This is a genomic window from Halorubrum xinjiangense, from assembly GCF_049604745.1.
Classification (GTDB): domain Archaea; phylum Halobacteriota; class Halobacteria; order Halobacteriales; family Haloferacaceae; genus Halorubrum; species Halorubrum xinjiangense_A.
This window is the reverse complement of record NZ_CP187140.1, coordinates 1,265,091-1,290,364: the sequence shown is the minus strand read 5'-3', so window position 1 is coordinate 1,290,364 and position 25,274 is coordinate 1,265,091. Positions and strand designations below refer to the sequence as shown.

The window sequence follows — 25,274 nt, the reverse complement described above, 5'->3', positions numbered from 1 at the left end:
TAGAAATCTAAATCCTATAATAAATTAATTATGGGTACCTGCGAATCTCTCCCACTCTCAGGAATAGGCACTGTGAGATGTAATTTCCAGTAATGGGGGAACACAACGTTTCTAAGCGTGTCTGCTAAGTGGACAGTATATCCAAATGAGTAGATGGAGCGAAGATCGCGCAGATCACGAGCACGAGGCAATCGAGGCGTTTCTGCGGAGCCACTTCCCGAGCACCTACTTCGAAAATCAATCAGATCTGTCCGAATACGACGGTTCAGACGAGGAAATCTCTGACGCGGAGCGTGCGGTAATCGAGACGCTCGTGTCGGAGGCGGAGACGCAGTTCAAATCCTCCAAGGGGACTCTCGGACTCGCGATCGACTTCGTCGTTCTCGCCGAGGAGTTGGCGGAACACGACGACTGGCTCGCCGGCTTCGACCCCGACATCACCGTCGACGACATTCTCGACCGATACGAGAGTATGGCGAAGTCGTCGCTGACGCTGAAACGCGGTGACACACGGGAAGGGATCCGAACGTTCCACAACGAGCTGATCGAGCTGTTCCGGGAGGACCTGAACCGAACGAACTTCCCGAGCTCGCCGGGCCACCACACCGGCGAGTGGGAGCGGTACGACGACATGCTCGAACTCGCGTTCCGACTCTCCCGCGACGGTCGCTTCGTCGCCGCACAGGAGCTCTTCGACCTCGGGCTGAAGCGGTTGGAGTCGAGCGAGTACGAACGACGCGACCCGCCGTTCGAAGATCCGTTCCTGAAGGTACTCAGGGACTACACGCGGAAGGCCCCCAACGAGCAGGGTGGCTCGGCGTACCAGGCCCTCTGTTACGGGTACGTCAAAGCGGAGTGGCCGCACCTGTCCCTCCGCGCGAGCAAGGTTCGAACCGGCTCCTCGCGCCAGCAGCGCTACGGCGACATCGACGGGTACCACGGCCCCGACCTCATGATCTCGGTCGAGGTCAAGGACCGCGTCATCGACGAGTCGAACGTCAGTGCCGAACTCGGCACGATGATGAAGGTCGCACAAAACACGACCGCCATCGCCATCGCGATCTGTACAGAGGTGAGTCCGGAAGCCCGCGAAACGCTCGAAGAAGCGGATGTCCGGGTTCTGGATGACGATGATCTCGGTCGACAGCTTCGATTCTGGGACTACCACAAGCAGAACCGCGCGCTTCACGGGATGGTCCACTTCTTCGCCAACATCGAGGAGAATCCCGACGGCGTTCAGCGACTCTTGCGGTTCGTTTCGAGCATCGACCCGGACAACCGCGTCCTCGACCACCTCGCGGACTCCGACGTACAGATGGGACTCGACGAGACATGAAGCGGCCAGAGATTCAAGAGCGATTTGTCAACCGCGATGCGGAGCTCCCCTACGGACTCGAAGTTTCGCAGGTCGTGAGCGCGATCGAGAGCTTCTACGAATACTGGCACGAGGTGAACAAGTGGCACCTCGAACAAGGGTACGGGCGGTTCCACGAGCAGTTCCGAGCGAACAACGCGATTGGTGGATTTGTCAGTCACCGTCTAACCACTCGTTTTGCGGAAGAGTCTCCGAACTTCGTTCTCAACCGACTCGACGACGGATACCCGGACTTGCTCTACGACGGGACCGATCACGAATGGCCGGACAATTACGCAGTCAAGGATTCTGACAACGGTCCGGGCTTGGAAGTCAAAGCCTCGAAGGGGAACACGTTCTACGCGCACCACAATGTCGAGGGGTGGCTCCTCGGAATCCACTATCGGATAAACGCGCGGAGCAAGTCCGCCACGGACGATGCCCCCGCCCCGGACGAGACGCCGCCTATCGAGGTCACGCAGGTTCTATGCGCGAGTATGGACCACGAGGACTGGGAGTACCGCAACGCCGAGGGCTCGAACCGGACGAACACCAGCGAGCTGAAGGCGAAAGTCGGGCTTCACGAGATGAGGAAGAACCCGATTATCGAGATGGAGTCTGCGATTACCGGAGTGGGAGATCTCCTTCGAGAGTATAAACAGGCCCACGCCGAGTTCGACCCAGACTACTCGGTGTAACTGGGTAGAAACGCTCAGAGCGCCGCAGCACGCGCCGTTAAAAGGCCGATATTCTACGAGCGATGCTATCGAAGTCGCGAAATCTCAAAAGTGGGTTGGGGCAGATTTGAACTGCCGGCCTCCTCCATGTCAAGGAGGTGTCATAACCGGACTAGACTACCAACCCGCAGGGGCTTACTGACGCATCTCGTCGTTTCCGGGGGACATAATTGAACCTTTCGTTTCGGGGATCCGGACGGGGCGAGTCACCACCCGCCGATCGGGCGACGGCAGGCTCCCGGATCCGACGGCGCGAGCGGCTTTCGACCGTTTTTACCCGCTCGCCGACAGTCCGTTCGCATGGTCGATCTCACCGCCCGCACGGAGAGGCTCGACGCGTACCTCGACGAGCGCGGGCTCGAAGCGGTCTGGTTCGCGCGTCCGAACGGGTTCGCGTGGCTCACCGGCGGCGACAACGTCGTCGACGCCGACGCGCCGACGGGCGTCGCCGCCGCCGGCTACGACGGCGAACTCCGCGTGATCACCGACAACATCGAGGCGGACCGGCTCGCCGACGAGGAGCTCCCGGACGCGTTCGCGGTCGAGTCGTTCCCGTGGTACGCGGACTCGCTCGCCGAGGCGGTCGCCGAGCGCTCGCCCGCCCCCGCGGCCGCCGACTTCGACGTGCCCGGATTCGAGGCCGTCGACGGGAGCCGCCTCCGGCAGCCGCTCACCGACGACGACGTCGAGCGGTACCGCGAGCTGGGCCGCGAGGTCGCGGCCGCCGTCGAGACCGTCTGCCGGAACCTCGAACCCGAGGACCCCGAGTACGAGGTCGCGGCCGGCATCGACATCTCGCTCGCCTCCCGCGACGTGGACACACCGGTCGTCCTCGTCGGCGGCGGGGACCGGGCACAGGCGTTCCGCCACTACACGCCGAGCGACGCCGCCCTCGGCGACTACGCGCTCGTGTCGGTCACCGCTGAGCGCGCGGGGCTGTACGCCTCGATGACGCGCACCGTCGCCTTCGACGCCCCCGACTGGTTCGAGGAGCGCCACCGCGCCGCGGCGCGCGTCGAGGCGACCGCGGTCCGCGCCACCGAGGCCGCCGCGGCCGGGGCGCTCTCCGGGGACGACGACGCCGCTTCCGGCGATCCCGCTTCCGACGACGCCACCCCCGACACCGCCGGCGACATCTTCGCGGCCATCCAGCAAGCGTACGACGCTGCCGGCTTCGCGGACGAGTGGGAGAAACACCACCAGGGCGGCGCCGCCGGATTCGCTGGCCGGGAGTGGATCGCGACCCCGGACGGCGACGAGCCGGTCCGGCGGCCGATGGGTTACGCGTGGAATCCGACGGTTCAAGGGACGAAAAGCGAGGACACGCACCTCGTCACGTCCGATCTGACCGAGCGGCTCACGAAGACGGGCCGGTGGCCGACCCACGAGGTCGAACCAGTGGACCTTCCGGGAATCGAAGCCGAACCCGTCGAGCTGGCGGCGCCCGTCATTCGATAACAGGACGGACTCGGTGGAGGACGCACCGCGGCCGCGCGAACGCCGCACCGCCGCCGCGCGAACGCGGCGTCAGTAGACGTACTCGCTCTCGTCGATGCCGACGTACTCCTTCTTCACCCGGCGCTTGTTCCACTTGTAGCCGAGCAGCAGCTTCAGCGACTCCCAGCCGGAGCGGTACGGCTGCGAGAGCAGGCTGCCGCCCGCCTCGGCGGCGAGCATCGCGTCGGCCGCGCCGATGACCCGGTTCCAGTCGTCGGGCTCGTACTCCGCGACCATGTCGGCCATCGTCACGTTGCGGACGATCTCGTCGCCGATCGCCTCCTTCCAGCGGCGATTGTAGGAAGCCAAGTCTCCCTCGGCGGCGAGTTCTCCGGCGATGGCGCCGGTACGGACCGCGACGTGGTCGCCGCCCTCGTGGAACGCCGAGGTCGTCCCCATCGCGCCGCCCGCGACCGCGACGCCGGCGTCCACCGGCGAGTCGATCGGCCGGGTCGACGAGATCGGATACGTCTCCGTCCCGTTCCGCTTGCCGGCGTCCTCGACGAGCGGGAAGTCCTCCTCGACGTCGTACTCGTCGCCGTACTGCCACTCCAGGAGGCGACGGATGTACTCGCTCCCCTGCGGGATCGACTCGTCGTCGTCGTCGAGCAGCGCGTACTCGTCGCGGTCGACCTCGTCGATGTCGAGGCCGATCGGCATCGTCAGCCCGATCCGACAGACGCGGTCCGCGTTCGGGAAGATCCACGGGTAGGCGGTCTCGCCCGGCATCACGCCCCACCAGAAGACGATGGCGTCGTTCACCTCCTCGAACACGTCCTCGGGGACGCGCCGGTACTCCTGGTAGGCGATGTGGTTCGCGGTGCGGGAGGCCAGCCGCTCGGACGCCTGCGCGTCCGCGGGCAAGTACTCGTCTAAGACCCGGTTCGTCACGGTCCGCTGCGGGCCGTCGGCGAGGACGACGAAGTCGGCGCCGACGGTCTCGCCGTCTGCGAGTTCGAGCGTGTGCCGCGGGTCGTCGTCGCCCGGCGCGACCGAGAGGTCGGTGTCGACGCCGCGGACGGAGGTGCCGACGCGGTACTCGGCGCCGGCGTCCTCGGCGCGGTCGCGAAGCCAGTCGTCGAAGCGCGCGCGCTGGAAGGTGTACCCGAACTTGTCGTACGAGGAGTCGATGCCGGTGGCGGTGAGCGTGGCCGACTCCTCGGGGCCCCGGAACTCGGCGCGGTTCAGCTCGCGCTGGACGACCCCGTCGTCGAACTCGTCGGGGTGGATCCCCATGATGTCCACCCAGTAGTCCAAGATCCCGGCCGCGTCGGTCGAGTCGGGACCGAGGCGGTCGCGGTCGGCTCGGGGGACGCCCTTCTCGAGGACCAGCGCCTCCGCGCCGTCGGTCGCGGCCGCGTGCGCCGCGGACGACCCGGCCGGTCCGCCGCCCACGATCGCGACGTCTACGCGTTCCATACCCCGTGAGGTTGCCGTCCGGCTATTAAATTCACGGTCCCCGATGCGGACCGGTCTCGGCTGTCGCTCCGGGGCGACCCTCGGAGTCAGTCCGTCCTCGCCACAGCGGTGCCCAATTGATCATGTTCGATGATTACTGGAGAGAGCGGCGGAGAGACACGCTTTTACACGGTTGGGGATCTCTCTCCGACACCAATGGCACGCGAGACATGGGCGACGCGGATGGGGTTCATCCTCGCCGCGGTCGGCAGCGCGGTCGGGCTCGGGAACATCTGGCGGTTCCCGTTCATCACCGGCCAGTACGGCGGATCGTCGTTTCTGATCACCTACTTGGCGTTCGTCGCGCTGATCGGGTTCCCGGCGATCCTCGTCGAGTTCGTCATCGGGCGCCGGACCGACCGGAACCCCGTCGGCGCGCTGCGGGAACTGGGGAGCGGCGTCTGGTCGTACGCCGGATGGCTGTTCGTCATCACCGGCTTCATCATCCTCTCGTACTACAGCGTCGTGGCTGGCTGGTTCCTCCGGTACACGCTCATCGGCGTGACCGAGGGCTTCACTATCACTGACCCGGCGGAGGCGAACGCGCTGTTCGGCACGGTTTCGACCGGCCTGGACACGCTCCTCTTCCACGCCATCTTCATGCTGCTCGTCGTCGGCATCATCGCCGCGGGCGTCAGGCGCGGCATCGAACTGAGCGTGAAGGTGATGGTCCCCGCCATCCTCGTGATGCTCGTCGGGCTGGCAGTCTACGGGTTCACCCTCGACGGGGCGAGCGCGGCGTACGGCTACTACCTCTCGCCCGACTTCGGGACGATCGCCGCGAACTGGACCGAGATCCTCCCGGCCGCCGCTGGGCAGGCGTTCTTCACTCTGTCGCTCGGGATGGGCGTAATGATCACCTACGCCTCCTACCTCGGCGAGGACCGGAACCTCGCGGCTGACGCCGGAATCATCGCCACGATCGACACGCTCATCGCCGTCCTCGTGGGTTTCGTCGTCTTCCCGGTCCTCTTCACGGTCGGGATCGAACCGGGCACCGGCGGTCCCGGCGCGATCTTCGTGAGTCTCACGTCGGCGTTCGCGAGCGTCCCGGGCGGTCGGATCATCGGGATCGTCTTCTTCGGGATGGTCGGGATCGCCGCGCTCTCGTCGGCGATCAGCATCCTCGAAGTGCTCGTCTCCTACCTGATCGACGAACTCGGTGTCGCTCGCGTCCCGGCGTCGGCCGCCTTGGGCGCGGCGGTGTTCCTGCTCGGCGTGCCGGTCACGCTCGATCTGGTGTTCCTCGACCTGTACGACCTGCTCGCCGACGGTATCCTGCTCGTTCTCGGCTCGCTGCTGCTCGCGCTGTTCGTCGGCTGGGTCATCCCGGACGTCGGCCGCACGGAGCTCCGAAAGGGGATCGCGGACGCCGGCGGCCTCGACGGCGCCTGGATCTGGGCCGTCCGGATCCCGATCGTGATCGTCGTGGTCGTCTCGCTGTACCTCGGCGTCGTCGACTACGTCGACTTCCTCACCGGCGACTTCGCCGACTGGCTGGCGGCGCGGTAGGCGCGATCTCGGGGGTCGAGGTTCCCCGCCTCACACGTGTTCTTCCCGCGGTTGGACCACGACGAAGCCGCCGTCGCCGTCGAACCGCATCTGGTAGCGCTCGCCGGACTCCTGGCCGATCATGTCCGAGAGGCTCCGGTTGACCTCCACGTCCGGGGAGGTGCCGCCCCACGCGACGGTCGCGCTCGGATCGGTCGCCACCGGCGGCTCCAAGACGATTGGGTCGCCGTGGGTGGTGAGCGCAACGTAGCCGGGCCCTTCGAGGTAGACGTTGCTGAAGCCGCCCGCGAGCGCGCCGGCGAGGCTGTCGATGGCGCTGATCTCGTAGGAGAGCGACTCCTCGAAGGCGAGCACGTCCTCGCCGTTGACCGTGATCGACTCGCCGGCGCCGAGTTCGATCACCTGGACCTTCTTGCCGTCGTCCGCGAAGTAGACGTGGCCGTCGCCCTCGACGGCCATGATCGGCGTCCCCTCGCCGGTGGCGGCCTCCTTGAGGAAGCCGGTGATGCCGCCCTCCGCGGAGGCCTTGCCGGTGAACGAGACGTCGCCCGTGTACGCCACCATCGAGCCCGCCTTCGCCATGACGGTGCCGACGACCTCGACGTCGAGGGTGTAGCTGTTCTCGCGCTGGAATGGTTCCGCGCTGTCCGTCGGTGCGTTCTCTGCGGTGAACTGATCGAGGTTCATGGTACGGGGACCGAACCGTTCGGTTCGGCTGTGCGGAGATTCTGCGGTATCGGTTAAGAACTTACGGGAGACGCAAGGACTCGTTTCGGAGCCCGCGGCGCGACGACGTCGGGTCTCGCCGCGCGGTTACGGTCTCAGTACACGACCAGCGAGAGGTACAGCTGACCGATCCCCGCGATGATCATCACGGCGCCCGCAATCCGCTTCAGCAGTCCCGCGTGGGTCATCACCCGGTTGGCGTTGCTGACGAGGCCGACGCCGGTCGCGACGGTGGTCGCGGCCATCAGGACGGCGACGGTGCCGCCGTAGACGGCGAGCAGGAGCACCGCCGTCTCCGACGGGAGCGCGATCGCGCGGGCGACGACGCTGAGGAACACCGGCGCGACGCAGCCCGCCCCGGCCAGTGCGTACCCGGCGCCGAAGATCCCGAAACCGAGTACGCTCGATCGGCGCTCGGGCAGGGGGACCGATATCGACGGCATCCGCCCTGAGACCACGAGCAGCCCGAAGGCGATCAGCAGCCCGCCGACGAGCGTCTCGAAGACGGTGATGTTCGACAGCGTCGAGTAGCCGACTCGAACGGTCGCGCCCGCGAGCAGCGCGAACGTCGCCAGCACGCCGACCGCGGCCGCGACGCCGCGAGCCCCGGCGCCGAGGACGGACGCGGTGTCGGCCTCGACGGAGTTCACGTAGAAGCCGACGTATCCCGGCAGGAGGGGGTACGCGCACGGGGAGAAGAACGTGGTCACACCCGCGGTCACGGCCAGCGGGACGTTCGTCGCGAGCGAAACGTCGGTCATCGATCGGTCCGTCGGATCATTGATCGCATCGCCTGTTCATTCGTCGAGCGCCCGCTCGATTCCCTCGACGAACTCCTCGGTGGTGTGGGTTCCCGAGGTGGCCCACTGAACCCGTCCGGAGGCGTCCATGGCACGGGCGCTTGGGTATTTCCCGATCGGAAACCGCGACGCAAGTTCGGCCGTCACGTCGGCCGCAACGAGCCAGTCGCCGTCGTGTTCCGTCCACCAGTCGACTACCGTCTCCTCGCTGACCGCGTCGCCGACTGGCTCCGTGGTCACGGAGACGAACAGCACCTCGTCGCCGATCCGATCGTGGGCCTCCACGAGGGCTGGCATCTGCTCGGCGCAGGGAGGACACCATGTCCCGAAGAAGTCGACGAACGTCGGCCGATCCGGCGCCGGAATCGTCACCTCGCCGTCGCGACTACCGGGCGCCTCGATAGTGTCGATCGTCACCGGCTCGATCGGCTCCGGTCTACCGCTGTCGGTGTCGCTGCTGTCGGAACCGTTTTCGCCGAGTTCGTCGGATTCCTCGTCGGGGACGCTTCCACCGAGCGAGTTGGGGACCCCCCCGGTCGCGACGGCGCCCGCCCCCCCGAGCACCCCGACGCTCGCGAGGCCGGCCAACAGGTCTCGTCGCCTCACGCCGTGACCACCCGTCGGAAGTCGTCCACGAGCCGTTCGACGTCGGTGGCCGGCCCGCGCGGGTACGCCCGCTCGACAATCCCGCGCCTGTTGACGAGGAGGATGAGTCCGTAGTGCGGGAACGTGTACTCTAGGCTCTCGTAGTCGTTGTCGAACGACTTCTGGATTTTGAGCCCGAACTGCTCGTCGAACAGCTCCTGTCCGCTCTCGTACGTCTCTGGGCGGAGGAAGTGCCAGTTTCCGGCGTCGAGGTCAACCCCGCGCTGGCCCGCGTACTCGCGGAGGGCCTCCTCGGTGTCACGCTCGGGGTCGAACGTGGTGGGGAGGAACGCCGCTTCGTCTCCGAATCCCTCCTCCGCGGCAACCTCCTGTGCGCGCCGCAGTCGGAGGATGAGCGCCGGACAGACGCCGTCGGGGCAGTTAGTATAAAACATCGTCCAAAGGAACGCACGCTCCCCCTCGAACTGCGCTGTCGATATCTCTTCGCCCGAGATCGGGTCAGGAACGCTGAACTCGGGCATCTCGTCGCCGCGAATCGGGTGGACCGGATCCCCTCGGGTCTGTTCGGGCGGCCCGAGGATGGTTTCGTTCGCGCCCGCGCCGTCGGAGCCGGACGAGTCGGCATCGTCGGAGGGGCCGTCGGCGTCTGGGGTGCCGTCGGCGCTGCCGGAATCGCCGATGACGCCGGCGCAGCCGGCCGTGGCGGTCGCGCCGGCGGCGGCGCCGGCCGCGGCGAGCGAGCGGAGGAAGTGGCGGCGGTCCATGTCGTTGTCCGTCCTACGTGGTCGCGCGTAAATGAACCCCGCGGCTGGTGGCGCGCGCTGAACACAACCGGGGGCGTCGGAACATCGACCGGAGCGTCCCGAAGAGAGGCGGTATTCGGGGTTTCTCGGGTAGACGAACGTCCGGAACCCCCGTGGTACCGTGCCCCTCGCAAGGGTTATCCCCGAACGGGCTGTACGTTTATTCGCAATGGCAAACGGTAAGGTTGATTTCTTCAACGACACTGGCGGCTACGGTTTCATCTCGACTGACGACGGCGACCTCGACGACGACGAAGACGTGTTCTTCCACATGGAAGACGTCGGCGGCCCGGACCTCGAGGAGGGTCAGGAAGTGGAATTCGACATCGAATCGTCCCCCAAGGGACCGCGCGCGACGAACCTCGTCCGCAACTAATCTCTGAATCGCGGACGACGCGTCCGCACGCACTAACCGGATTTCGGCCGTCGCTCGACGTGATCGGCGCCATCTCCGTTTCTTTCACACTTATCACACACCGACGAGCGGCGGCGCTTTGGCGACGGCCGACAGCGTCTCGGCGACGAGCGACGCGTACTGCTCCGTTCCCGTCGCAATCGACCGTTTAAATACGAGCGCGGGCGAAGCCTCTCCAGTGAGCGATCCGATCCCGACCGGCTGTCGCCCGGTCGACGAGCTGTTGGACGGCGGCTTCGAGCGCGGCGTCGTCACGCAGGTGTACGGGCCGCCGGCGGCGGGGAAGACGAACCTCGCGCTCGCCGCGGCGGTCGAGGTCGCGGGCGGCGGCGACCGCGCCCTCTACATCGACACCGAGGGGCTCTCCATCGACCGCTTCGAGCAGATGGCCGAGGGGCGGCTCGACCGCGGCGACGGCGACGACTCTCTCGAGGAGCTCGCCTCGCGGCTCGTCATCTCGGAGGCGTACGACTTCGACGACCAGCGCGAGGCGGTCCGCGACGCCGAGGAGCTCGCCGAGGAGATCGAGCTGATCGTGTTAGACTCCGCGACGGGCTTCTACCGACTTGAGCGCGCCGGCGACACCGAGGGCGGCGAGTCGCTCCGCAAGGTCGCCAAGCAGGTGACGCATCTCCTCTCTTTAGCGCGCCGTCACGACGTCGCCGTCGTGATCACGAACCAGGTGTTCACGGACCCCGAGGGCGACCGCGACCGCGCGCTCGGGGGCAACACGCTGAACCACTGGACCGGCGCAATCCTCCGCGTCGACCGGTTCCGCGGCGGGAACCGTCGGGCGACGCTCGAAAAGCACCGCTCGAAGCCCGCCGGCGACACCGCGACGTTCCGGATTGTCGGCGACGGGCTCGCCGAGGGGACCGACGCCTGAGCGTCGCGGGCGGCGAATCGAAGCGGACGGCGAGAAGACTAGGGCAGGGACCGAAATTCTCGCGCCGGACGACCGAGGTCCGTTAACAGCGTCGAGGTCCGTTAACAGCGTCAAATCCGTGGACACCGTCGAGGTTCGCCGACGGCGTGACGACCGCGCCCGCCGGTCGGGCGCTTACCGCCTCACAGCTCGCCGAGCTTCCGGAGGAGCTGGCCGCGGTACTCCTCGTCGGCGTTGACGCCCTTGATTTCGAGGACGTTCCGCTCCAGCTTGTCGAGCGCGACGTGGAAGGCGTGCTCGGCGCCGTACCCCTCGCCGGAGCCGCCCACCTGCCCCTCGTTGGTGCGGAGGCGGATCTGACACTGGATCAGGGGCGTGCCGCGGAGCTTCTCCTTGTGCGCGTGGAGTCGGACGTGCGCGTGGATGACGTGCATGTCCGCGTACTTGTCCGCGACCTGCTCGATGGACTCGACGATGTGCTCGCGGGAGGTCCCCTCCAGCAGGTCGACGTTCGTGATCTGGACGTCCATCGAGTCCTGCTCGGTGAACGTGAGCGCCCGCAACACGTCGGTCTTCGTCACCATCCCGGCGACGGTGTCGGCGCCCTTCGGCGTGACGACCAGCCCGGACACCTCGTTGTCGAACATGCGCTGAACGACGGTTTGCGCCGTCTCCTCGCTCGTCGCCGTGACGACGGGGCTCGACATGATGTCGTAGACGGGGATGTCGAGCATGCGGTCGATGTCGCCGGCGCGGTCGCCGCTGCCCTGACGCTCCTGGTCGCGGACGACGAACTCCACGATGTCGTTCGTGGTGACGACGCCGACGAGGTTACCGTCCTCGTCGAGGGCCGGCAGCCGAGAGATGCCGTTCTCGCGGAGGAGGTTGATCGCGCGGCCGACGCTGTCCTTGTCGTTGATTCCGATTACGTCCTCGGTCGCGATCTGGCCGACGGTGATCGCGTCGAGGCTGTCGATGACGGCCTCTAAGATCTGGTCGACCGTGACGATGCCGAAGAGCTTCTCGCCCTCGTAGACGGGCGCGATCTTCACGTCGCCCTCGACGAGGAGCCGCGCGGTCTCGCGGACGTCCTCGTGGCGGTCGACCGAGGGCGCCGGCTTCATCACCGCCGACACCTTCGTGTCGTCCTCCATGCGCGAGCGCATGAGCTGCTTCTCGCCGACGACGCCGGCGTACTCGCCGTCCTCGACGACGATGATCCCCTTCGGGTTCTCTCGCTCGAAGATAGAACGGACCTTGGCGAGCCGCTCGTCGACGTCGACCTCGACGTACTCCGGCACTGCGATATCAGAGATGTTCATAGTCCAATCTGAGGGTTCGACGGGCCGGGTATTGAAAGTGCGGGAGTCGTCGCGCCATCCGGCGGGCGTCGTCCGACCGTCGAAATCCGCCTGAAGGTATTTGAGCGTCGCCGGCGAAGTCGGGACGTGAAACTCTCGACCGCGCTGATCGCCGTCGGCGTCGCGCTGATCGTGATCCCGCTCCCCGTTCCGATCCCCTTCGTCGGCGTGATCGCCGGCACGCTCGCGGTGCTCGCCGGGCTCTTCTTCCGGCTGTTCGGCGTCTGAGTCGGCCCTCTCGACGGCTGAGTTGCCACCTCCCCGGCGTGTGAAAGCTTTTTGCCCGCTACCGACGCAGAGAGAGGCGTGTACGACGCCGTCGTCCTCGACAACGACGGGGTGTTGGTCGGGCGGACGCCGTTCGACACGCTCCGTGAGGCCGCGTGGGACGCGTTTGTGAGCCTCGGCGTCGAGGACCCGGACCTCGCGCACGTCGACGATATCGCGGTCGGCGTCGACCCCGCGACCCTGACGGACATCTGCGAGCGCTACGGCGTCGACCCGGCGGAGTTCTGGCGGGTCAGAGACGAGACCGCGGCCGCGGCGCAGATCGACGCCGCCCGGAAGGGGCGCAAGACGCCGTACGACGATGTCGACGCCCTCCGTGCGTTGGACGCCTCGCTCGGCGTCGTCTCGTCGAACCAGCAGGCGACCGTTGACGCGCTCCTCGACCACTTCGGGCTGGCGGGCCGCTTCGAGGTCGCGTACGGCCGCGAACCCTCGGTGGCCAGCCTCTCGCGGAAGAAGCCCTCGCCGTACTACATCGAGCGCGCCCTCGAGGACCTCGGCGCCGAGACGGCGCTGTTCGTCGGTGACAACGAGTCGGACGTTCGCGCGGCCGACAACGCCGGCATCGACTCGGCGTTCCTCCGCCGTCCCCACCGGCGGTCGACGGAGCTCTCCTGTCACCCGACCTACGAGATCGACGACCTCCACGATCTCGTGAGCATCTGCGGGCGGGCGCCGGCCGATGCGGACGGAGAAGTCTGAGGTCGGCGGCCGAATCCGCGTCACCCGCCCCGACCAAAACGGGCATGTGGTCCGTCGCCGAAATGCGACCATGCCCTCGCCCTCCGCGACCCCGGCCACCGACCCAGACGCGCCGAACGTGCGGTCCGTCGTCGGCCGCTACCGCCGCGCCGAGCGCGCCGCCAGCTGGACTCTCGCGCTGATCGCCGTCGGCGCGTTCCTCGCGGCGGTCGCGGCGCTGTCGTTCTGGCCCGGCGCGGCCGTCGGCGCCGTCCTCCTCGTCGCGCTCCGGGTGCCCCTGTTCCGACGGCGCGGCTCGACCCGCCTCCGGACGAACGCGACGCCCGAGGCCGTCGTCCGCGAGTTCGCGACGGCGACGCCGCCGATCCTCGCGTTCCAGTGGGTCGTCGCCGACGAGGTTCGGCGCGACGGCGCGACCGACCCGACCGATTCCGTCGGCGAGGGCGCGTCCGGGGCGAGCGCGACCTACGAGTTCTCGTACCTCTTCGGTCTCAAAACGGTCGAACTCGACCTCGCCGTGGACGTCGGCGAGGGGGACCCGATCGCCGGTGAAAGCGGGACCGACGAGTCCGAGAGCGCGTCAGACCGGCCACCGTTCGCGACCGTCGACATCGAGGGGACCGCCGGCGGGGAGCCGTGGGGGTCCTACGCGGTCGCGGTGCGCGAGGCGCCGGACGGCGGGAGCGTCGTCGACGTCGAGCTGCGGCCGACGCGTCGGTTCGGCCTCCGTCGGCTCCCGCAGGGGTGGGCCGCAGAGCGGTACTACGCCGAGGCGCTGGCAGCGCAGGGGTACGAGACCGTCGAGCGGACGGTCTCCGTGACGCGGTGACTCACGCGACGAGCTCCGCCTCGGGCGCGTCGACGACCCCTCGACGGATCCGGATCTCGTCGGGGGCGACGCGGACCCGCCCGCCGACCGTCGCGAACAACCACGTGCCGGTTCGGCTCATCTGGACCCCGCCGGATCGAGATCGACCGACGAGGGAGGACACCGGGCTGAAGGGTTCGCTGCCATGGAGGGATATCTGTCACACTGCCGCAACCAACTTAAATACGCTCGCCGGGCGCGTCCGTGGACGGGACGAAGCCGGAGGCTTTTGCCCGACCGCGAGACAGGGTCGCCCATGGACCTCCCGCCCGTCGGCCTCGGTACGATGGGGATCGACGACCCAGACGCGGTCGCGACCGCGCTCGCGCTCGGCTATCGCCACCTCGACACCGCGCGGATCTACGACAACGAGGCCGTCGTCGGCGAGGGGCTCGCCGCCGGGCTGGCCGGAGACGCCGGCGCCGCGGGACTGGCCGGGGACGCCGGCGCCGCGGGACTGGCCGGGGACGCCAGCGCCGCGCTCGACCGCGAGGACGTGACCGTCGCGACCAAGCTGTGGATCGACGACCTCGCGGCCGACGCGGTCGCGCCCGCCGCCCGCGAGAGCGCCGATCGGTTGGGTGTCGACGCGATCGACCTCCTGTACGTCCACCGACCGCGCGGCGACTACGACCCCGAGGCGACGCTGCCGGCGTTGGACCGGCTGGTCGACGACGGCCTCGTGCGGAACGTCGGCGTCTCGAACTTCGAGATCGACGATCTCGACCGCGCAGTCGACCGCCTCGACGCGCCGCTCGCGGCCCACCAGACGGAACTCCACCCGCTCTTTTATAATACGGAGCTGCTCGATCACGCCCGCGAACACGGGTATCCGGTGGTCGCCTACTCGCCGCTCGCCGGCGGGCGGGTCCGCGAGATCGACGCCGTCGTCGAGGTCGCGGACGCGCACGGGACGACGCCCGAGGCGGTCGCGATCGCGTGGACGACCGCGAAGGACCCGGTGGTCGCGATCCCGAAGGCGTCGAGCGAGGCGCACCTCCGGGCGAATCTCGCGGCGGCCGACCTCGAACTGACCGAGTCGGAGATCGCCGCGATCGACGCCGTCGAGTGCGAGGAGGAGCTGTTCCCAGAGTAAATAATTCACAAACTTGGATCGAATTGGGGATGAACTGCGGTCGATGCCCACGATCCCGCGTCATTTTTATCGCGGGGGTGACGACGAGTATTCATGACAGAGATCATCGACGGCGAGGCGGTCGCGGCCGACGTGCGGGACTCGGTCGCCGACGAGGTGGCGCGGCTGGCCGACGCCGGCGTCGAGCCGGGGCTCGCCACGGTGCTGATGAGCGACGACCCGGCCAGCGAGACGTACGTCTCGATGAAACAGCGTGACTGCGAGGAGGTCGGGATCGAGAGCTTCCACGTCGAGATCGACGCCGACGCGCCCGCGAGCGAGCTGTACGAGACGATCGACGACCTCAACGACCGCGACGACGTCCACGGGATTCTGGTCCAGCTTCCTCTCCCGGACCACGTCGACAAGCGGACCGTCCTCCGGCGGATCGACCCCGAGAAGGACGTGGACGGCTTCCACCCGGAGAACGTCGGCCGCCTCGTCGCGGGCGACGCCCGATTCAAACCCTGTACCCCTCACGGCGTCCAGAAGCTCCTCGACGCCTACGACGTGGAGACCGAAGGCGCGGACGCGGTCGTCGTCGGCCGCTCCGACATCGTCGGCAAGCCGATGGCGAACCTGCTGATCCAGAAGTCGCCGACCGGGAACGCGACGACGACGGTCTGTCACTCCCGGACGGAGGACTTGGAGGCGAAGCTGGCCGGCGCGGACCTCGTCGTCGCGGCCGCGGGCATCCCGGAGTTCGTCGACGGGTCGATGATCAAGGAAGGCGCGACCGTCATCGACGTGGGGATCAACCGCGTCGACGCGGACACGGAGAAGGGGTACGAGCTCGTGGGCGACGTGGAGTACGAGTCGGCGAGCGAGGTGGCGGGGGCGATTACGCCGGTTCCCGGCGGGGTCGGCCCGATGACGCGCGCGATGCTCCTCTACAACACGGTGAAGGCGGCCGGCCTCCAGCGCGATGTCGACGTGAATCTGGACTGAGACAGAGAGGCGGTGGATTCGGTCACTTCTCTCGCAGGTCGCATTTATATACGGTTGCGTGATATCTTATAAACTGTTGCTGTCGGATCAGCAGCGAAAGCCTCCAAAGCCCCAGCCGCTCGGCTATACATAACCGACTACGGATCGACGGGTAACACCTCCAAAGCCCCAGCCGCGAGGCGGGCGCACGCTCGCTGCGCTCCTCGCTCAGTCACTCCGTTCCTTCGCTGCGGTGCTTGCGTCGCCTGCGCCCGCCTCGCGGCTGCCCCTTTGAGTCCACCCCCGACCGCCCAGCACCGCAGCCTCACGCCTCCCCAGCCTCGTCGGCCTCCCTCCGCTTCGCTCCGGTCGGCCGACTCCCTCGCACGCGCTTCTCGCGGCCGCCGAGGCGGCCGCTCGAAGGCGCGCGCCACCGCTTCTGTTTATAAATGAGTCGTCGCCGCGGTCCCGTCAGTCGTCGTCGGCCGCGGCGGCGCGGTTCCGGATCTCGATCCGGTCCTCGATTTCGGGAGCGATGCCGTGTTCGCGGGCGTACTCCGCCAGCACCTCGTACTGGATGTCGGCCTCGTCGATCCGGTGGCGCTGGGCGAGCGTCGGATACTCGTGTTCGGAGTGGAGCAGATACTCCGAGACGGCGACGGTGTAGCGCGCCTCGGGGTCGATGGGCTCGCCGCCGACGGTGGCCTCTAAGATGAGTTCGGCGTCGTCGTCCCAGACGACCCGGGCGTTCGAGACGTGGCCGTGCCACCAGTGGTCCTCGCCGAAGTCCACGTCGGGCGCAGCCATCTCGCGGAACACGTCGTGAAGCTCCGCGCCGGTGACGGAGGCGAGCGCGACGGGCTCCTCGAACGGGATCAGCGAGATCAGGTCGGCCTTCGTCACGTCGCCCGCCCACGGGTCGCCCTGCCGGAGCCCGCCGGCGTTCGACAACCCCACGTCGGCGTCGTGGACCCACCGGAACGCGTCCGCGACGAAGTTGCCGACGCGGCACTCCCCGCCGTGGACCACGTCGCCCGACCGCTCGATCGGCTCGTCGACGACGTCGACGGTCTCGTCGAGGTCGGCCGCGGCCATCCGCTCGGCGAGCGCGTCCGCGAGGTCGGGCGCGGGGTCGGCCCCGTCGGGCTCGTGGAGCGTCGCAGTCGGGGGATCGGCGTCGAGGTCGATTTCTGCGACGGTCTCCCCGTTGACGCCGGGCCGGACGAGCAGGGTGTCCGCGACGACCTCGTTCCGGCGGCTGTGGACGTGGCCGCCGAGGATCGCGTCGACATCGAGTTCGCGCGCGAGGTCGTCGTCGCCTGCGCCGAGATGCGAGAGGACGACGACGTGATCGAGCGGGTCGCCGTCGCCGGTCGCGTCCGCCTCGCTCCCCGAACCCGCCCTCTCTTCCCCGCGCTCGGCGACCGCAGTCCGCATCTCCGCGAGCGCGTCGCGCACGGCCGCGACCGGGTCGTCGAAGGAGAGGTCGGCGGCCATCGGGTTCAGCGAGTCCGTCGCGGGGTCGGTGACGCCGACGAACCCGACCGTCTCGCCGTCGATTTCATGGGTCGCCCACGGGACGACGCCCTCGTCGCGGCCGAACGGCTCGCCCGCCTCGTCGCGGACGTTCGCGGAGACGAACGTCGCGGGCGAGTCGGCGACGAGGTCGCGGAGCGCGTCGGGGCCGTAGTCGAACTCGTGGTTGCCGAACGTGTCGAAGACGGTGTCGGTCGCCTCGTAGAAGTCGAGGACCTGCCTGCCGGTCGCGACCAGCGAGAGGACGCCCGGCGCGGTCGTGTCGCCGGTGGCGACGACCGCAGCGTCGGGGCCCGAGAGCGCCCGGATCCGGCCGGCGAGCCGGGCCGCCCGCTCGGGGGCGTCGAAGACGTTCTCGATGTCGGAGTAGTGAACGAGACGGACCATTCGATACGCGGATTGAGGGGCGAGCCGGGCTTAAAAAGCGCGGAGTCCGTCCGCCGCTGCGGTCCCTCGGTCGTTGCCCCGTTCGGTCCCTCGGTCGTTGCCCCGTGATCCCCGCTCGCACACGCGCAGGTCATTGAAAGCGCTTTTATGGATGTCCGGACTACGACGGGGCACAGCCTCTGTGGGGTCGATGATGTGCCGTTCCGTTAGGGACCGACCACGGGACGGACACGCGAGCCTACACGGAGGATAGGTGAACAACATATGCCCGTTTACGTAGACTACGACACCCCGGCGGACCTCGCGGAGCGATCCCTCGAAGCGCTCGAGGTCGCCCGAGACACCGGTACAGTAAAGAAAGGAACCAACGAGACCACCAAGGCCGTCGAGCGCGGCAACGCCGATCTGGTCATCGTCGCCGAGGACGTCTCCCCCGAGGAGATCGTGATGCACCTCCCCGAACTCGCCGAGGAGAAGGGGATCCCGGTCGCCTTCGTCGACACGCAGGACGAGGTCGGACAGGCCGCCGGCCTCGAGGTCGGCTCGGCCGCCGCCGCCGTCGTCGACGCCGGCGACGCCGCCGACGACGTCGAGGACATCGGCGAGAAGGTCGCGGAGCTCCGATAACCTCCCATGAGCGCAGAAGAGGGCACCGGCGACTCGACGACCGCGGAGGTCATCGAGGTCGTCGGCAAGACCGGGATGCACGGCGAGGCCATGCAGGTCAAGTGCCGCATCCAGGAGGGATCGAACCAGGGCCGGATCATCACCCGGAACGTCCTGGGTCCCGTCCGTCTGGGCGACGTGCTCCAGCTGCGGGAGACCCAGCGCGACGCCGACTCCATCGGAGGCCGATAACCAATGGTCGAGACACGCACCTGCGATTACAGCGGTGAGGAGATCGAGCCCGGCACGGGCACGATGTTCGTCAAGAAGGACGGCACCGTCCTCCACTTCGTCGACTCGAAGGCGGAGAAGAACTACTTCCTCGGCCGCGAGGCGCGCGACGTCGAGTGGACCGAGGAGGGCCACCGAGCCGGAGGCGACGAGCAGTGAGCCACCACGACGAGCGCACCTTCGTGATGGTGAAGCCCGACGGCGTCCAGCGCGGTCTCATCGGCGAGATCGTCTCTCGCTTCGAGGACCGCGGGCTCAAGCTCGTCGCCGGCAAGTTCGTCCAGCTCGACGAGGAGCTCGCGAAGAACCACTACGGCGAACACGAGGACAAGCCGTTCTTCGACGGCCTCGTCGAGTTCATCACCTCCGGCCCCGTCTTCGCGATGGTGTGGGAGGGCGCGGACGCAACCCGACAGGTCCGCGCGATGGTCGGCGAGACCGACCCGACCGAGTCGCCGCCGGGAACCATCCGCGGCGACTTCGGCCTCGACCTTGGCCACAACGTGATCCACGCGTCGGACCACGAGGACGAGGGCGCCAACGAACGCGAGATCGACCTGTTCTTCGACGACGAGGAACTCGTCGACTACGACCTCGACACCTCCGCGTGGGTGTACGAGGAAGAAGACCACTGACGCCGCCGCTCTCGGAGTTTTCACTTTTCGCTGCGCCCACCGCCCGCCGAGCTCTCGCTCAGTCGACACACCGCGTTTCCGGTGAATTCGCATCCTGAAACGCTCGCAGTCTCTCGGTTCTCGTGAGGAACCAGCTTATAAATCGACCAGAAACGCCCCGCCGTCTCAGGTTTCGACCGCGATCGCGGTTCCGTCGTCCGCGACCACGATCACCTCGTCGCCGCCGTCGCCCGTGACGTCGGCGAACAGGGGGCCGCCGTAGGCGACGACGTCGCCGGCGTCGCCCCGGGCGATCACCTCGCCACTTTGGATCATCGCGAGCACCCCGCCGGCCCGGTTGACCGCCACCGGCGCGCGTTCGCCGTTCCCGTCGACATCACCCATGCGCGGCTCGTTGATCCGGGTCGACGCGCCGTACTGCTGTTTCCAGACGACCTCGCCGTCAAGGAGATCGACGGCCCACACGCTCCCGGAGCCGCCGACGTACACCCGCCCGGGGTCCGCGTCCCCGACGGCGATCGGGCGGTCCTGTAGCTTGACCTCGTACCGACCCGACCCGTCGCTCGCCTCGAGGGTCTCGATGTTGCCGTTCGCGCCGCCGAGCGCCAGCACGGGACCGTCGCGGCTGTCCGCCGCGTTCCAGCTCAGCGGGTTCACAGTCGGCTCGGTCGTCCAGCGCGTGCCGCCGCTCGCGTCGAGCATGTGGACCGTCGCGGGGTCACCCGCTGTCGTCGCCACGGCGAGCCCGCCCCGCTCGTCGGCGTCGGCGTCCGGCTCGACGATGAGCGGCCGACGGCTGATCTCGCCCGACAGCGAGGCCTCGGCGACCGAGTCTCCCTCGCCGTCGACGACGCGAACGCCTCCGTCCGTCGTGACCGCCGCGACCTCCCGGCTCCCGTCGCCGGTGAGGTCGCCGATGGCCGGTCGGAGCCCGGACGGACCGCCGAGGTCGACCACGAACCGCTCCGTCCCGTCCGCGGCGTCAAGGACGACGAGCTCGCCCGACGCCGTCGTGAGCGCCACAACCGGATCGCCGCCGAGCGTGCCCGCGGTGAGACCGCTGACGGCGACGGGATCGCCGCCGCCCCCGTCGGAGTCGTTCCCGTCGGCGTCTCCGCCGCCGTCACCGGTGCCGTCCCCGCCGCCGCGCTCCGCGTCCGGTCCGGCGACCGGGACCGTCCACGGGGTCTCGTCCGTCCCGGCGACCGTTGCGGTGACGACCCGCGACCCGTTCTCGACCGCGGGCCGGAGGAGGAGCGGGTCGCCGTCGACGGTCGCGATCACGGCGCCGCTGCCGTCGTCGCCCGCGGCCGGCTCGGACTCCCACACGACCGCGGCCTCCGTCGTGGCGTCGTCGACGCCGACGAACGCGAACAGCGCCACGCCGACGCCGGTCGCGCCGCCGGCCAGCAGTATCAGCGTCGCGAACAGCACGCGTCGGTCCATTTGAACCCCCTTCGGGCGTCGCCGTGAAACGGTTGTCGGATGCGCACCCCGGCCGCGGCGGTCGGGAGGCGCTCCGGGAGGCACGCCGCGAGGCGCTCCGGGAGGCACGCCGCGAGGCACTCCGGGAGGCGGTCCTACCGCTCCAGCAGCGTCGCCACGTGGTCGGCGTGCGCCTCGCCGACGAGGTCGCGCAGCGCCGCGGGGTCGCGCTCGCCGTCGGCGTTCACCAGGTAGACGGCGCCGTCGCGGTCGCCGTAGACGCCGTGGAGGTCGTAGACGAACCCGTACACGGTCGCGTCCGCCGCCTCCTCGCTCTCGCGGGCGAACGCGACCTGCTCGTGGACGTTGTACTCGACGAGGCGGTCGCGGACCGAGGTGTCGGCATCGTTGTCCGGATCGCCGTTGTCCACACCGTCGACCGCGTCGCCGACGACGGCCGGGTCGTTCAGCCCCGCCTCGACGATCGGTAACAGCGCCTCGACGTCGGCGCGGACGCCCGGTTCGGGCGGGAATTCCCCGGTTCGAGCCGCCGTGAGCGCGGCGTCGACCGCGCCGCACCCGGTGTGGCCGACCACGACGAGGACCTCGGTGTGGGTGTGCCGGAGCGGGTACGCCACGCTCCCGTCGAGGACCCGCTCGCCGCCGACGAGGGCGCTCACGCTGTTGCCGATGGCGCCGGAGGTGAAGAGGAACCCCGGCTCGTCGACGGCGAACATCCCCTCCTGAGAGACGCGCGAGTCGGAACAGCAGACGGAGACCACGCCGGGTCGCTGGCCGTCGCGCTGCCGGTCGAAGGAGCCGGACGGGAGCGCGGCGACGTGGTCGTCGTTGCGGTCGAGGAGGTCGACGAGTATCCCGCGGTGCATACCGTCTCGACCCGCCCGAAGGACAAAAAACGTCGTGGGCGCGAGGGTGGTCCTCCGCGAGAGGACGCCTCGCTGCCGGCGGAATCGCGGAATGGCGCCGGCGGAATTAGGGACTGATGCCGGCGGAATCGCGAACCGTCACCGCCGGAACTGGGCCCGTCAGGCGACGAGTCCGACCGCGGCGACCAGGAACCCGACGACGAATATCGCGAGGAGCGCGACCGTCGCGATCACGACCGCGGGCGCGAGCGCCTCCTCGTTCTCGTCGAGGACGATGTCTTCCATGTTCTGCATGTCCGAGCCCTCGTCGCCGCGGGGTTTGAACGCTTCGACCGAGGCCGCGCTACCCCCCGAACCGCTCCGTCACTGGTCGAGCCAGACGTTGTTGTAGTCGCTCAGGACCCGCGGGTTGTACTGCGAGCGCGGGTGGGCGACGAAGTCGTTGACGTAGTCGCGGACGCCGATGGAGACGCGCAGGCTGTAGCTGGGCAGGTGGACCCGGTCTTCGAGCACCGTCGGGATGATCGACTCGTAGAGCTCGCGCCGCTCGTCGATGTCGCTGGCGCGCCGGGCCTCGATGATGTCGTCCATGAGGTCGTCGTTCTCGTAGTAGGTCCCGCTGGTGGCGCCGACCTGGCCGTCGTAGAACATGTTGTACACGTACGAGTCCGGGTCGGGGCCGCCGAGCCACCCCAGCGCGTACATGTTGTAGTCGTCCTCGTTGCCGGTAGTGTACGTGTCGAGGAACGTCCCCCAGTCGTAGCGGCGCACCTCGGCCTCGTAGCCGGCCTCGTTCAGGCCGTTCGAGACCGAGACGCCGATCTGCTCGCGGAGGTCGTCCGGCGGCACGATGATCCGGAAGTTGTAGTCCTCGGGCACGCCGGCGTCCGCGAGCAGCTCCGCGGCGCGGTCGACGTCGCGGTCGTGGGCGATGTCCGCCCAGTCGTCCACCGAGAAGTCCCACGAGTCGGCGACCGGGAGCGGCACCGGCCCGTAGTTGCGCTCGCCGGCTGGTTCGATGAAGTTCGAGACCGCCTGGTCCATCGAGAACGCGTAGTCGATCGCCTCGCGGACCTGCGGGTCCGCGGTCGGCCCCTCGTTGCAGTTGAACGCGATGTAGTAGTAGGAGATGCCGGGCTCCGACTGGAGCGACATGTTGTCCGCGCTCTGGACCGTCTCCCACGTCTGCGGCGTGATCCCGTCCGCGACGTCCGACTCGCCGGTCTCTAAGGAGACGACGCGCGTCGTGCTCTCCTCGACCGGCTCGAACCGGAGCCGGTCTAAGTGCGGCAGCGTGTCGCCCCAGTAGTCGTCCCACTTCACCAGGTCGACGAACTCGCCTTCGGTCCAGTCGTCGAACTCGAACGGCCCCGAACCGACCGGCGACTCGAGGTTGAACGCGTCCCTGTCCTCCTCTCGGACCGACTCGGGGACCACGTTCCGCGTCAGCGCCAGCGTGTAGAAGGGGCCGTACCCGTACTGGAGGTCGATCTGGACGGTCCGGTCGTCAACGACCTCGATCGTGTCGATCATCTCGACGTCCGGCGCGTTGGCCGTCTCCTCCTCGACCGGCGCGAGCAGCGAGTACTTGACGTCCGACGCGGTGACCGGGTCGCCGTTCTGGAAGCGCGGCCCGTCGCGAAGCTCCACGACGTACCGCGTCCCCTCGCGTTCGACGGTCGGCTCCTCGCTCGCGAGGTGCGGGACCGGGTTCGTCCGCTCGTCGTAGGCGTACAGCGGCTCGAACACCTGCGAACACACCTGCTGCGAGTAGATATCGTTGACCACGATCGGGTCGAACTCGATCGGCGACACCTGCTGTGAGTACACCAGCTCGCCGCCGCTGACGGGCTCGCTTTCGCCCTCGTCCCCGTCTTCGGTCCCGTTGCCGCCGTCTCCGTCGGTCCCGTCTCCGGCCGTTTCGTTCCCGTCGTCGTCGGAGCCGCGGCCGGCGCACCCGGCGATGGCCCCCGCCGTCACTCCGGTCGCGACGCCGCGAAGCACGCGTCGCCGCGACGGATCGAGTTTCCGTGACATGCCACCCCTTTCGACCCGACATATATATCAGGGGACACTCGGGCAGCGTTCGACCGTACGTCGGACAACCAGAGATAATCTCCGGTAAATCGCCGTCGCCGACGTGCTTTTGTGCGTCGGGCGAGGCGGATATGCCAAGATGCCACGCGAACAGTACCAAACGAAACTGGAGGGGCTCCGCGACGACGTCCTTTACATGAGCGAAGTGGTCGCCGAGCGCCTCCGCATGGGGCTCGATGCCCTCGAACGGCAGGACGAGGAGTTAGGCGAGGAAGTGATCGCCGGCGACGCCGAGATCAACGAGCTCTACCTCGAACTGGAAGGGCAGTGTACGGACCTCATCGCGCTTCAGCAGCCGGTCGCCGGAGACCTGCGATTCATCGCGGCGTCGTTCAAGATCATCACCGACCTCGAGCGGATCGCGGACCTCGCGACGAACCTCGGAGAGTACGCCAAGCGGGCGGACCGCGAGGTGTTCCCCGACGTCGACGTCCAGCGCATCGGTGACGACACGCTGTCGATGCTCCAGGACGCGATGGACGCGTACGCGGAGTCGAACCCCGAGCGCTGTTACGCCGTCGCCGAGTCGGACGACGAGCTCGACGCCGCCTGCGAGGCCGCGAGCGAGCTCGTCGTCCGCGACCTCATCGAGCGCGACGAGCTCCGCGAGGACGAGGATGTGGAGGCGACGATGCGCAACGTCTCGCGGCTCCTCCTCACGATCCGCGACCTCGAACGCGTCGGCGACCACGCGGTCAACATCGCCGCCCGGTCGCTGTACATGATCGAGAACGACGACGAGTTACTGTACTGAGCGGGAACCGCGGTCCCTCCGAGTGGCGAGGACTCGCCGCGTCGGTGGGCCGCCCCCGACGTGTCACCGAGAGAGACGCTGTCCCCGTGTTATATCCGTCTGACCCGAGAGGGCGTACACATGGTTCTTGGAGCACTCGTCTCGTTTGTCGTCGCGCTGTTGGTCGGTGGGTTGGGAATTTATATTAGCGGCCGCGTCGTCGCGGGCGTCGACGACTACTCGCACGCGGTGGTCACGGCGCTGCTCGGTGCCCTCGCGTGGGCGATCGGATCGCTGATCCCGGTGATCGGATCCGTGGTCGCGCTGGTCGCGTGGGTGTGGGTCATCAAGTGGCGGTACCCCGGCGGGTGGAAGGACGCGGCGATCATGGGGCTCGTCGCGTGGGCGGCCGCCCTGATCGTCATCGCCGTCCTGAACGGCGTTCTCGGTCTCGGAATCAGCGCGTTCGGCGTCCCCGGCGTCTAAGCGTTCCCCCTCGTTTTCGGTCGGCCGTTCGAATCCATCACGGCGGGCGCACGGCCCCGCGGTAAACGCCGTGCTGATATACGAACCGCGTCGAATCGCGTTCGCCGCCGGCGCCG

General features: G+C 68.3%; 28 protein-coding genes and 1 tRNA gene. 17 read left to right on the top strand and 12 right to left on the bottom strand.

The window, feature by feature from the left end; all coding sequences use genetic code 11:
* Positions 1-145: 145 nt before the first annotated feature.
* On the top strand, positions 146-1,336 hold the full coding sequence (locus ACOZ35_RS07610) for a hypothetical protein (RefSeq protein WP_424015782.1): 1,191 nt from the start codon (positions 146-148) through the stop codon (positions 1,334-1,336).
* Positions 1,333-2,052: a hypothetical protein gene (locus tag ACOZ35_RS07605; protein ID WP_424015781.1), complete on the top strand. Its 720-nt coding sequence runs from the start codon at positions 1,333-1,335 to the stop codon at positions 2,050-2,052. The genes ACOZ35_RS07610 and ACOZ35_RS07605 overlap by 4 nt, the downstream gene beginning before the upstream one ends.
* A 91-nt stretch (positions 2,053-2,143) precedes the next feature.
* Here ACOZ35_RS07605 and ACOZ35_RS07600 read toward each other — a convergent pair.
* Positions 2,144-2,218: transfer RNA gene (locus tag ACOZ35_RS07600), tRNA-Val, on the bottom strand.
* Between the two features lie 173 nt (positions 2,219-2,391).
* Here ACOZ35_RS07600 and ACOZ35_RS07595 point away from each other — a divergent pair.
* Positions 2,392-3,549, top strand: coding sequence for a M24 family metallopeptidase (locus ACOZ35_RS07595; RefSeq protein WP_424015780.1), 1,158 nt, complete (start codon positions 2,392-2,394; stop codon positions 3,547-3,549).
* A gap of 69 nt (positions 3,550-3,618) precedes the next feature.
* Here the strand turns inward: ACOZ35_RS07595 and ACOZ35_RS07590 are convergent, their stop codons facing one another.
* Entirely contained in the window at positions 3,619-5,007 is a 1,389-nt protein-coding gene (locus ACOZ35_RS07590) for an NAD(P)/FAD-dependent oxidoreductase (protein ID WP_424015779.1), read from the bottom strand.
* Positions 5,008-5,202: 195 nt separating this feature from the next.
* Here ACOZ35_RS07590 and ACOZ35_RS07585 point away from each other — a divergent pair, with 195 nt between their 5' ends.
* On the top strand, positions 5,203-6,558 hold the full coding sequence (locus tag ACOZ35_RS07585) for a sodium-dependent transporter (protein ID WP_424015778.1): 1,356 nt from the start codon (positions 5,203-5,205) through the stop codon (positions 6,556-6,558).
* A 30-nt stretch (positions 6,559-6,588) separates the two neighbouring features.
* Here ACOZ35_RS07585 and ACOZ35_RS07580 read toward each other — a convergent pair whose 3' ends face one another.
* From ACOZ35_RS07580 to ACOZ35_RS07565, 4 genes are all read right to left on the bottom strand, one after another.
* A complete protein-coding gene (locus ACOZ35_RS07580) occupies positions 6,589-7,245 on the bottom strand; it encodes an AIM24 family protein (protein ID WP_424015777.1) in 657 nt (218 codons plus the stop codon).
* 134 nt (positions 7,246-7,379) lie between these two features.
* On the bottom strand, positions 7,380-8,045 hold the full coding sequence (locus ACOZ35_RS07575; protein ID WP_424015776.1) for a cytochrome c biogenesis protein CcdA: 666 nt from the start codon (positions 8,043-8,045) through the stop codon (positions 7,380-7,382).
* A 36-nt stretch (positions 8,046-8,081) separates the two neighbouring features.
* Entirely contained in the window at positions 8,082-8,690 is a 609-nt protein-coding gene (locus ACOZ35_RS07570; RefSeq protein ID WP_424015775.1) for a TlpA family protein disulfide reductase, read from the bottom strand.
* Positions 8,687-9,454 (bottom strand): SCO family protein, encoded by a 768-nt coding sequence (locus tag ACOZ35_RS07565; protein WP_424015774.1) that lies wholly within the window; start codon positions 9,452-9,454, stop codon positions 8,687-8,689. Before ACOZ35_RS07565 ends, ACOZ35_RS07570 begins: the two co-directional genes overlap by 4 nt.
* 208 nt (positions 9,455-9,662) lie before the next feature.
* Between ACOZ35_RS07565 and ACOZ35_RS07560 the strand changes: the two genes are divergently transcribed.
* Entirely contained in the window at positions 9,663-9,869 is a 207-nt protein-coding gene (locus tag ACOZ35_RS07560) for a cold-shock protein (RefSeq protein WP_004595330.1), read from the top strand.
* 217 nt (positions 9,870-10,086) lie between these two features.
* Positions 10,087-10,794: a DNA repair and recombination protein RadB gene (gene radB / locus ACOZ35_RS07555; RefSeq protein ID WP_424015773.1), complete on the top strand. Its 708-nt coding sequence runs from the start codon at positions 10,087-10,089 to the stop codon at positions 10,792-10,794.
* Positions 10,795-10,976: 182 nt separating this feature from the next.
* On the opposite strand, the gene ACOZ35_RS07550 is transcribed toward radB, so the two are convergent.
* Positions 10,977-12,116 carry a CBS domain-containing protein gene (locus tag ACOZ35_RS07550; RefSeq protein ID WP_424015772.1) on the bottom strand — a complete coding sequence of 380 codons (1,140 nt, stop codon included), beginning with the start codon at positions 12,114-12,116 and terminating at the stop codon, positions 10,977-10,979.
* 126 nt (positions 12,117-12,242) lie between these two features.
* On the opposite strand from ACOZ35_RS07550, the gene ACOZ35_RS07545 reads away from it, so the two are divergent.
* The 5 genes from ACOZ35_RS07545 (at position 12,243) to ACOZ35_RS07525 (ending at position 16,096) form a co-directional block, all read left to right on the top strand.
* The gene (locus tag ACOZ35_RS07545; protein ID WP_424015771.1) at positions 12,243-12,383 is read left to right on the top strand and encodes a hypothetical protein; all 141 of its coding nucleotides are present in this window, start codon (positions 12,243-12,245) and stop codon (positions 12,381-12,383) included.
* 78 nt (positions 12,384-12,461) lie between these two features.
* Positions 12,462-13,145 carry an HAD family hydrolase gene (locus ACOZ35_RS07540; protein ID WP_424015770.1) on the top strand — a complete coding sequence of 228 codons (684 nt, stop codon included), beginning with the start codon at positions 12,462-12,464 and terminating at the stop codon, positions 13,143-13,145.
* A gap of 70 nt (positions 13,146-13,215) precedes the next feature.
* Positions 13,216-13,974, top strand: coding sequence for a hypothetical protein (locus ACOZ35_RS07535; protein WP_424015769.1), 759 nt, complete (start codon positions 13,216-13,218; stop codon positions 13,972-13,974).
* A gap of 295 nt (positions 13,975-14,269) precedes the next feature.
* Positions 14,270-15,109 carry an aldo/keto reductase gene (locus ACOZ35_RS07530; RefSeq protein WP_424015768.1) on the top strand — a complete coding sequence of 280 codons (840 nt, stop codon included), beginning with the start codon at positions 14,270-14,272 and terminating at the stop codon, positions 15,107-15,109.
* Positions 15,110-15,202: 93 nt separating this feature from the next.
* Positions 15,203-16,096: a bifunctional methylenetetrahydrofolate dehydrogenase/methenyltetrahydrofolate cyclohydrolase gene (locus tag ACOZ35_RS07525; RefSeq protein ID WP_424015767.1), complete on the top strand. Its 894-nt coding sequence runs from the start codon at positions 15,203-15,205 to the stop codon at positions 16,094-16,096.
* Between the two features lie 450 nt (positions 16,097-16,546).
* Here the strand turns inward: ACOZ35_RS07525 and ACOZ35_RS07520 are convergent, their stop codons facing one another.
* The gene (locus ACOZ35_RS07520; RefSeq protein WP_424015766.1) at positions 16,547-17,998 is read right to left on the bottom strand and encodes a bifunctional metallophosphatase/5'-nucleotidase; all 1,452 of its coding nucleotides are present in this window, start codon (positions 17,996-17,998) and stop codon (positions 16,547-16,549) included.
* A gap of 264 nt (positions 17,999-18,262) precedes the next feature.
* On the opposite strand from ACOZ35_RS07520, the gene rpl7ae reads away from it, so the two are divergent.
* Genes rpl7ae through ndk form a run of 4 tightly spaced genes read left to right on the top strand, consistent with a single transcriptional unit; the run spans position 18,263 to position 19,530 of the window.
* Positions 18,263-18,625, top strand: coding sequence for a 50S ribosomal protein L7Ae (gene rpl7ae / locus ACOZ35_RS07515; RefSeq protein ID WP_004595322.1), 363 nt, complete (start codon positions 18,263-18,265; stop codon positions 18,623-18,625).
* Positions 18,626-18,631: 6 nt separating this feature from the next.
* A complete protein-coding gene (locus tag ACOZ35_RS07510) occupies positions 18,632-18,856 on the top strand; it encodes a 30S ribosomal protein S28e (protein WP_004595321.1) in 225 nt (74 codons plus the stop codon).
* A gap of 3 nt (positions 18,857-18,859) precedes the next feature.
* On the top strand, positions 18,860-19,054 hold the full coding sequence (locus tag ACOZ35_RS07505; protein WP_004595320.1) for a 50S ribosomal protein L24e: 195 nt from the start codon (positions 18,860-18,862) through the stop codon (positions 19,052-19,054).
* Complete coding sequence (gene ndk / locus ACOZ35_RS07500; RefSeq protein ID WP_424015765.1) at positions 19,051-19,530, top strand: nucleoside-diphosphate kinase; 480 nt, start codon at positions 19,051-19,053, stop codon at positions 19,528-19,530. Before ACOZ35_RS07505 ends, ndk begins: the two co-directional genes overlap by 4 nt.
* 165 nt (positions 19,531-19,695) lie before the next feature.
* Here ndk and ACOZ35_RS07495 read toward each other — a convergent pair whose 3' ends face one another.
* The 4 genes from ACOZ35_RS07495 to ACOZ35_RS07480 form a co-directional block, all read right to left on the bottom strand.
* Positions 19,696-20,976, bottom strand: a complete 1,281-nt coding sequence (locus ACOZ35_RS07495) for a PQQ-binding-like beta-propeller repeat protein (protein ID WP_424015764.1) — start codon at positions 20,974-20,976, stop codon at positions 19,696-19,698.
* Positions 20,977-21,110: 134 nt separating this feature from the next.
* A complete protein-coding gene (locus ACOZ35_RS07490; protein WP_424015763.1) occupies positions 21,111-21,842 on the bottom strand; it encodes a carbonic anhydrase in 732 nt (243 codons plus the stop codon).
* Positions 21,843-22,001: 159 nt separating this feature from the next.
* The gene (locus ACOZ35_RS07485; protein ID WP_424015762.1) at positions 22,002-22,136 is read right to left on the bottom strand and encodes a hypothetical protein; all 135 of its coding nucleotides are present in this window, start codon (positions 22,134-22,136) and stop codon (positions 22,002-22,004) included.
* 69 nt (positions 22,137-22,205) lie between these two features.
* Positions 22,206-23,879, bottom strand: a complete 1,674-nt coding sequence (locus ACOZ35_RS07480) for an ABC transporter substrate-binding protein (RefSeq protein WP_424015761.1) — start codon at positions 23,877-23,879, stop codon at positions 22,206-22,208.
* Positions 23,880-24,018: 139 nt separating this feature from the next.
* Here ACOZ35_RS07480 and phoU point away from each other — a divergent pair, with 139 nt between their 5' ends.
* Positions 24,019-24,693 (top strand): phosphate signaling complex protein PhoU, encoded by a 675-nt coding sequence (phoU, locus tag ACOZ35_RS07475; protein WP_424015760.1) that lies wholly within the window; start codon positions 24,019-24,021, stop codon positions 24,691-24,693.
* Between the two features lie 120 nt (positions 24,694-24,813).
* Entirely contained in the window at positions 24,814-25,158 is a 345-nt protein-coding gene (locus tag ACOZ35_RS07470) for a hypothetical protein (protein WP_424015759.1), read from the top strand.
* The last annotated feature ends 116 nt before the right edge of the window (positions 25,159-25,274 follow it).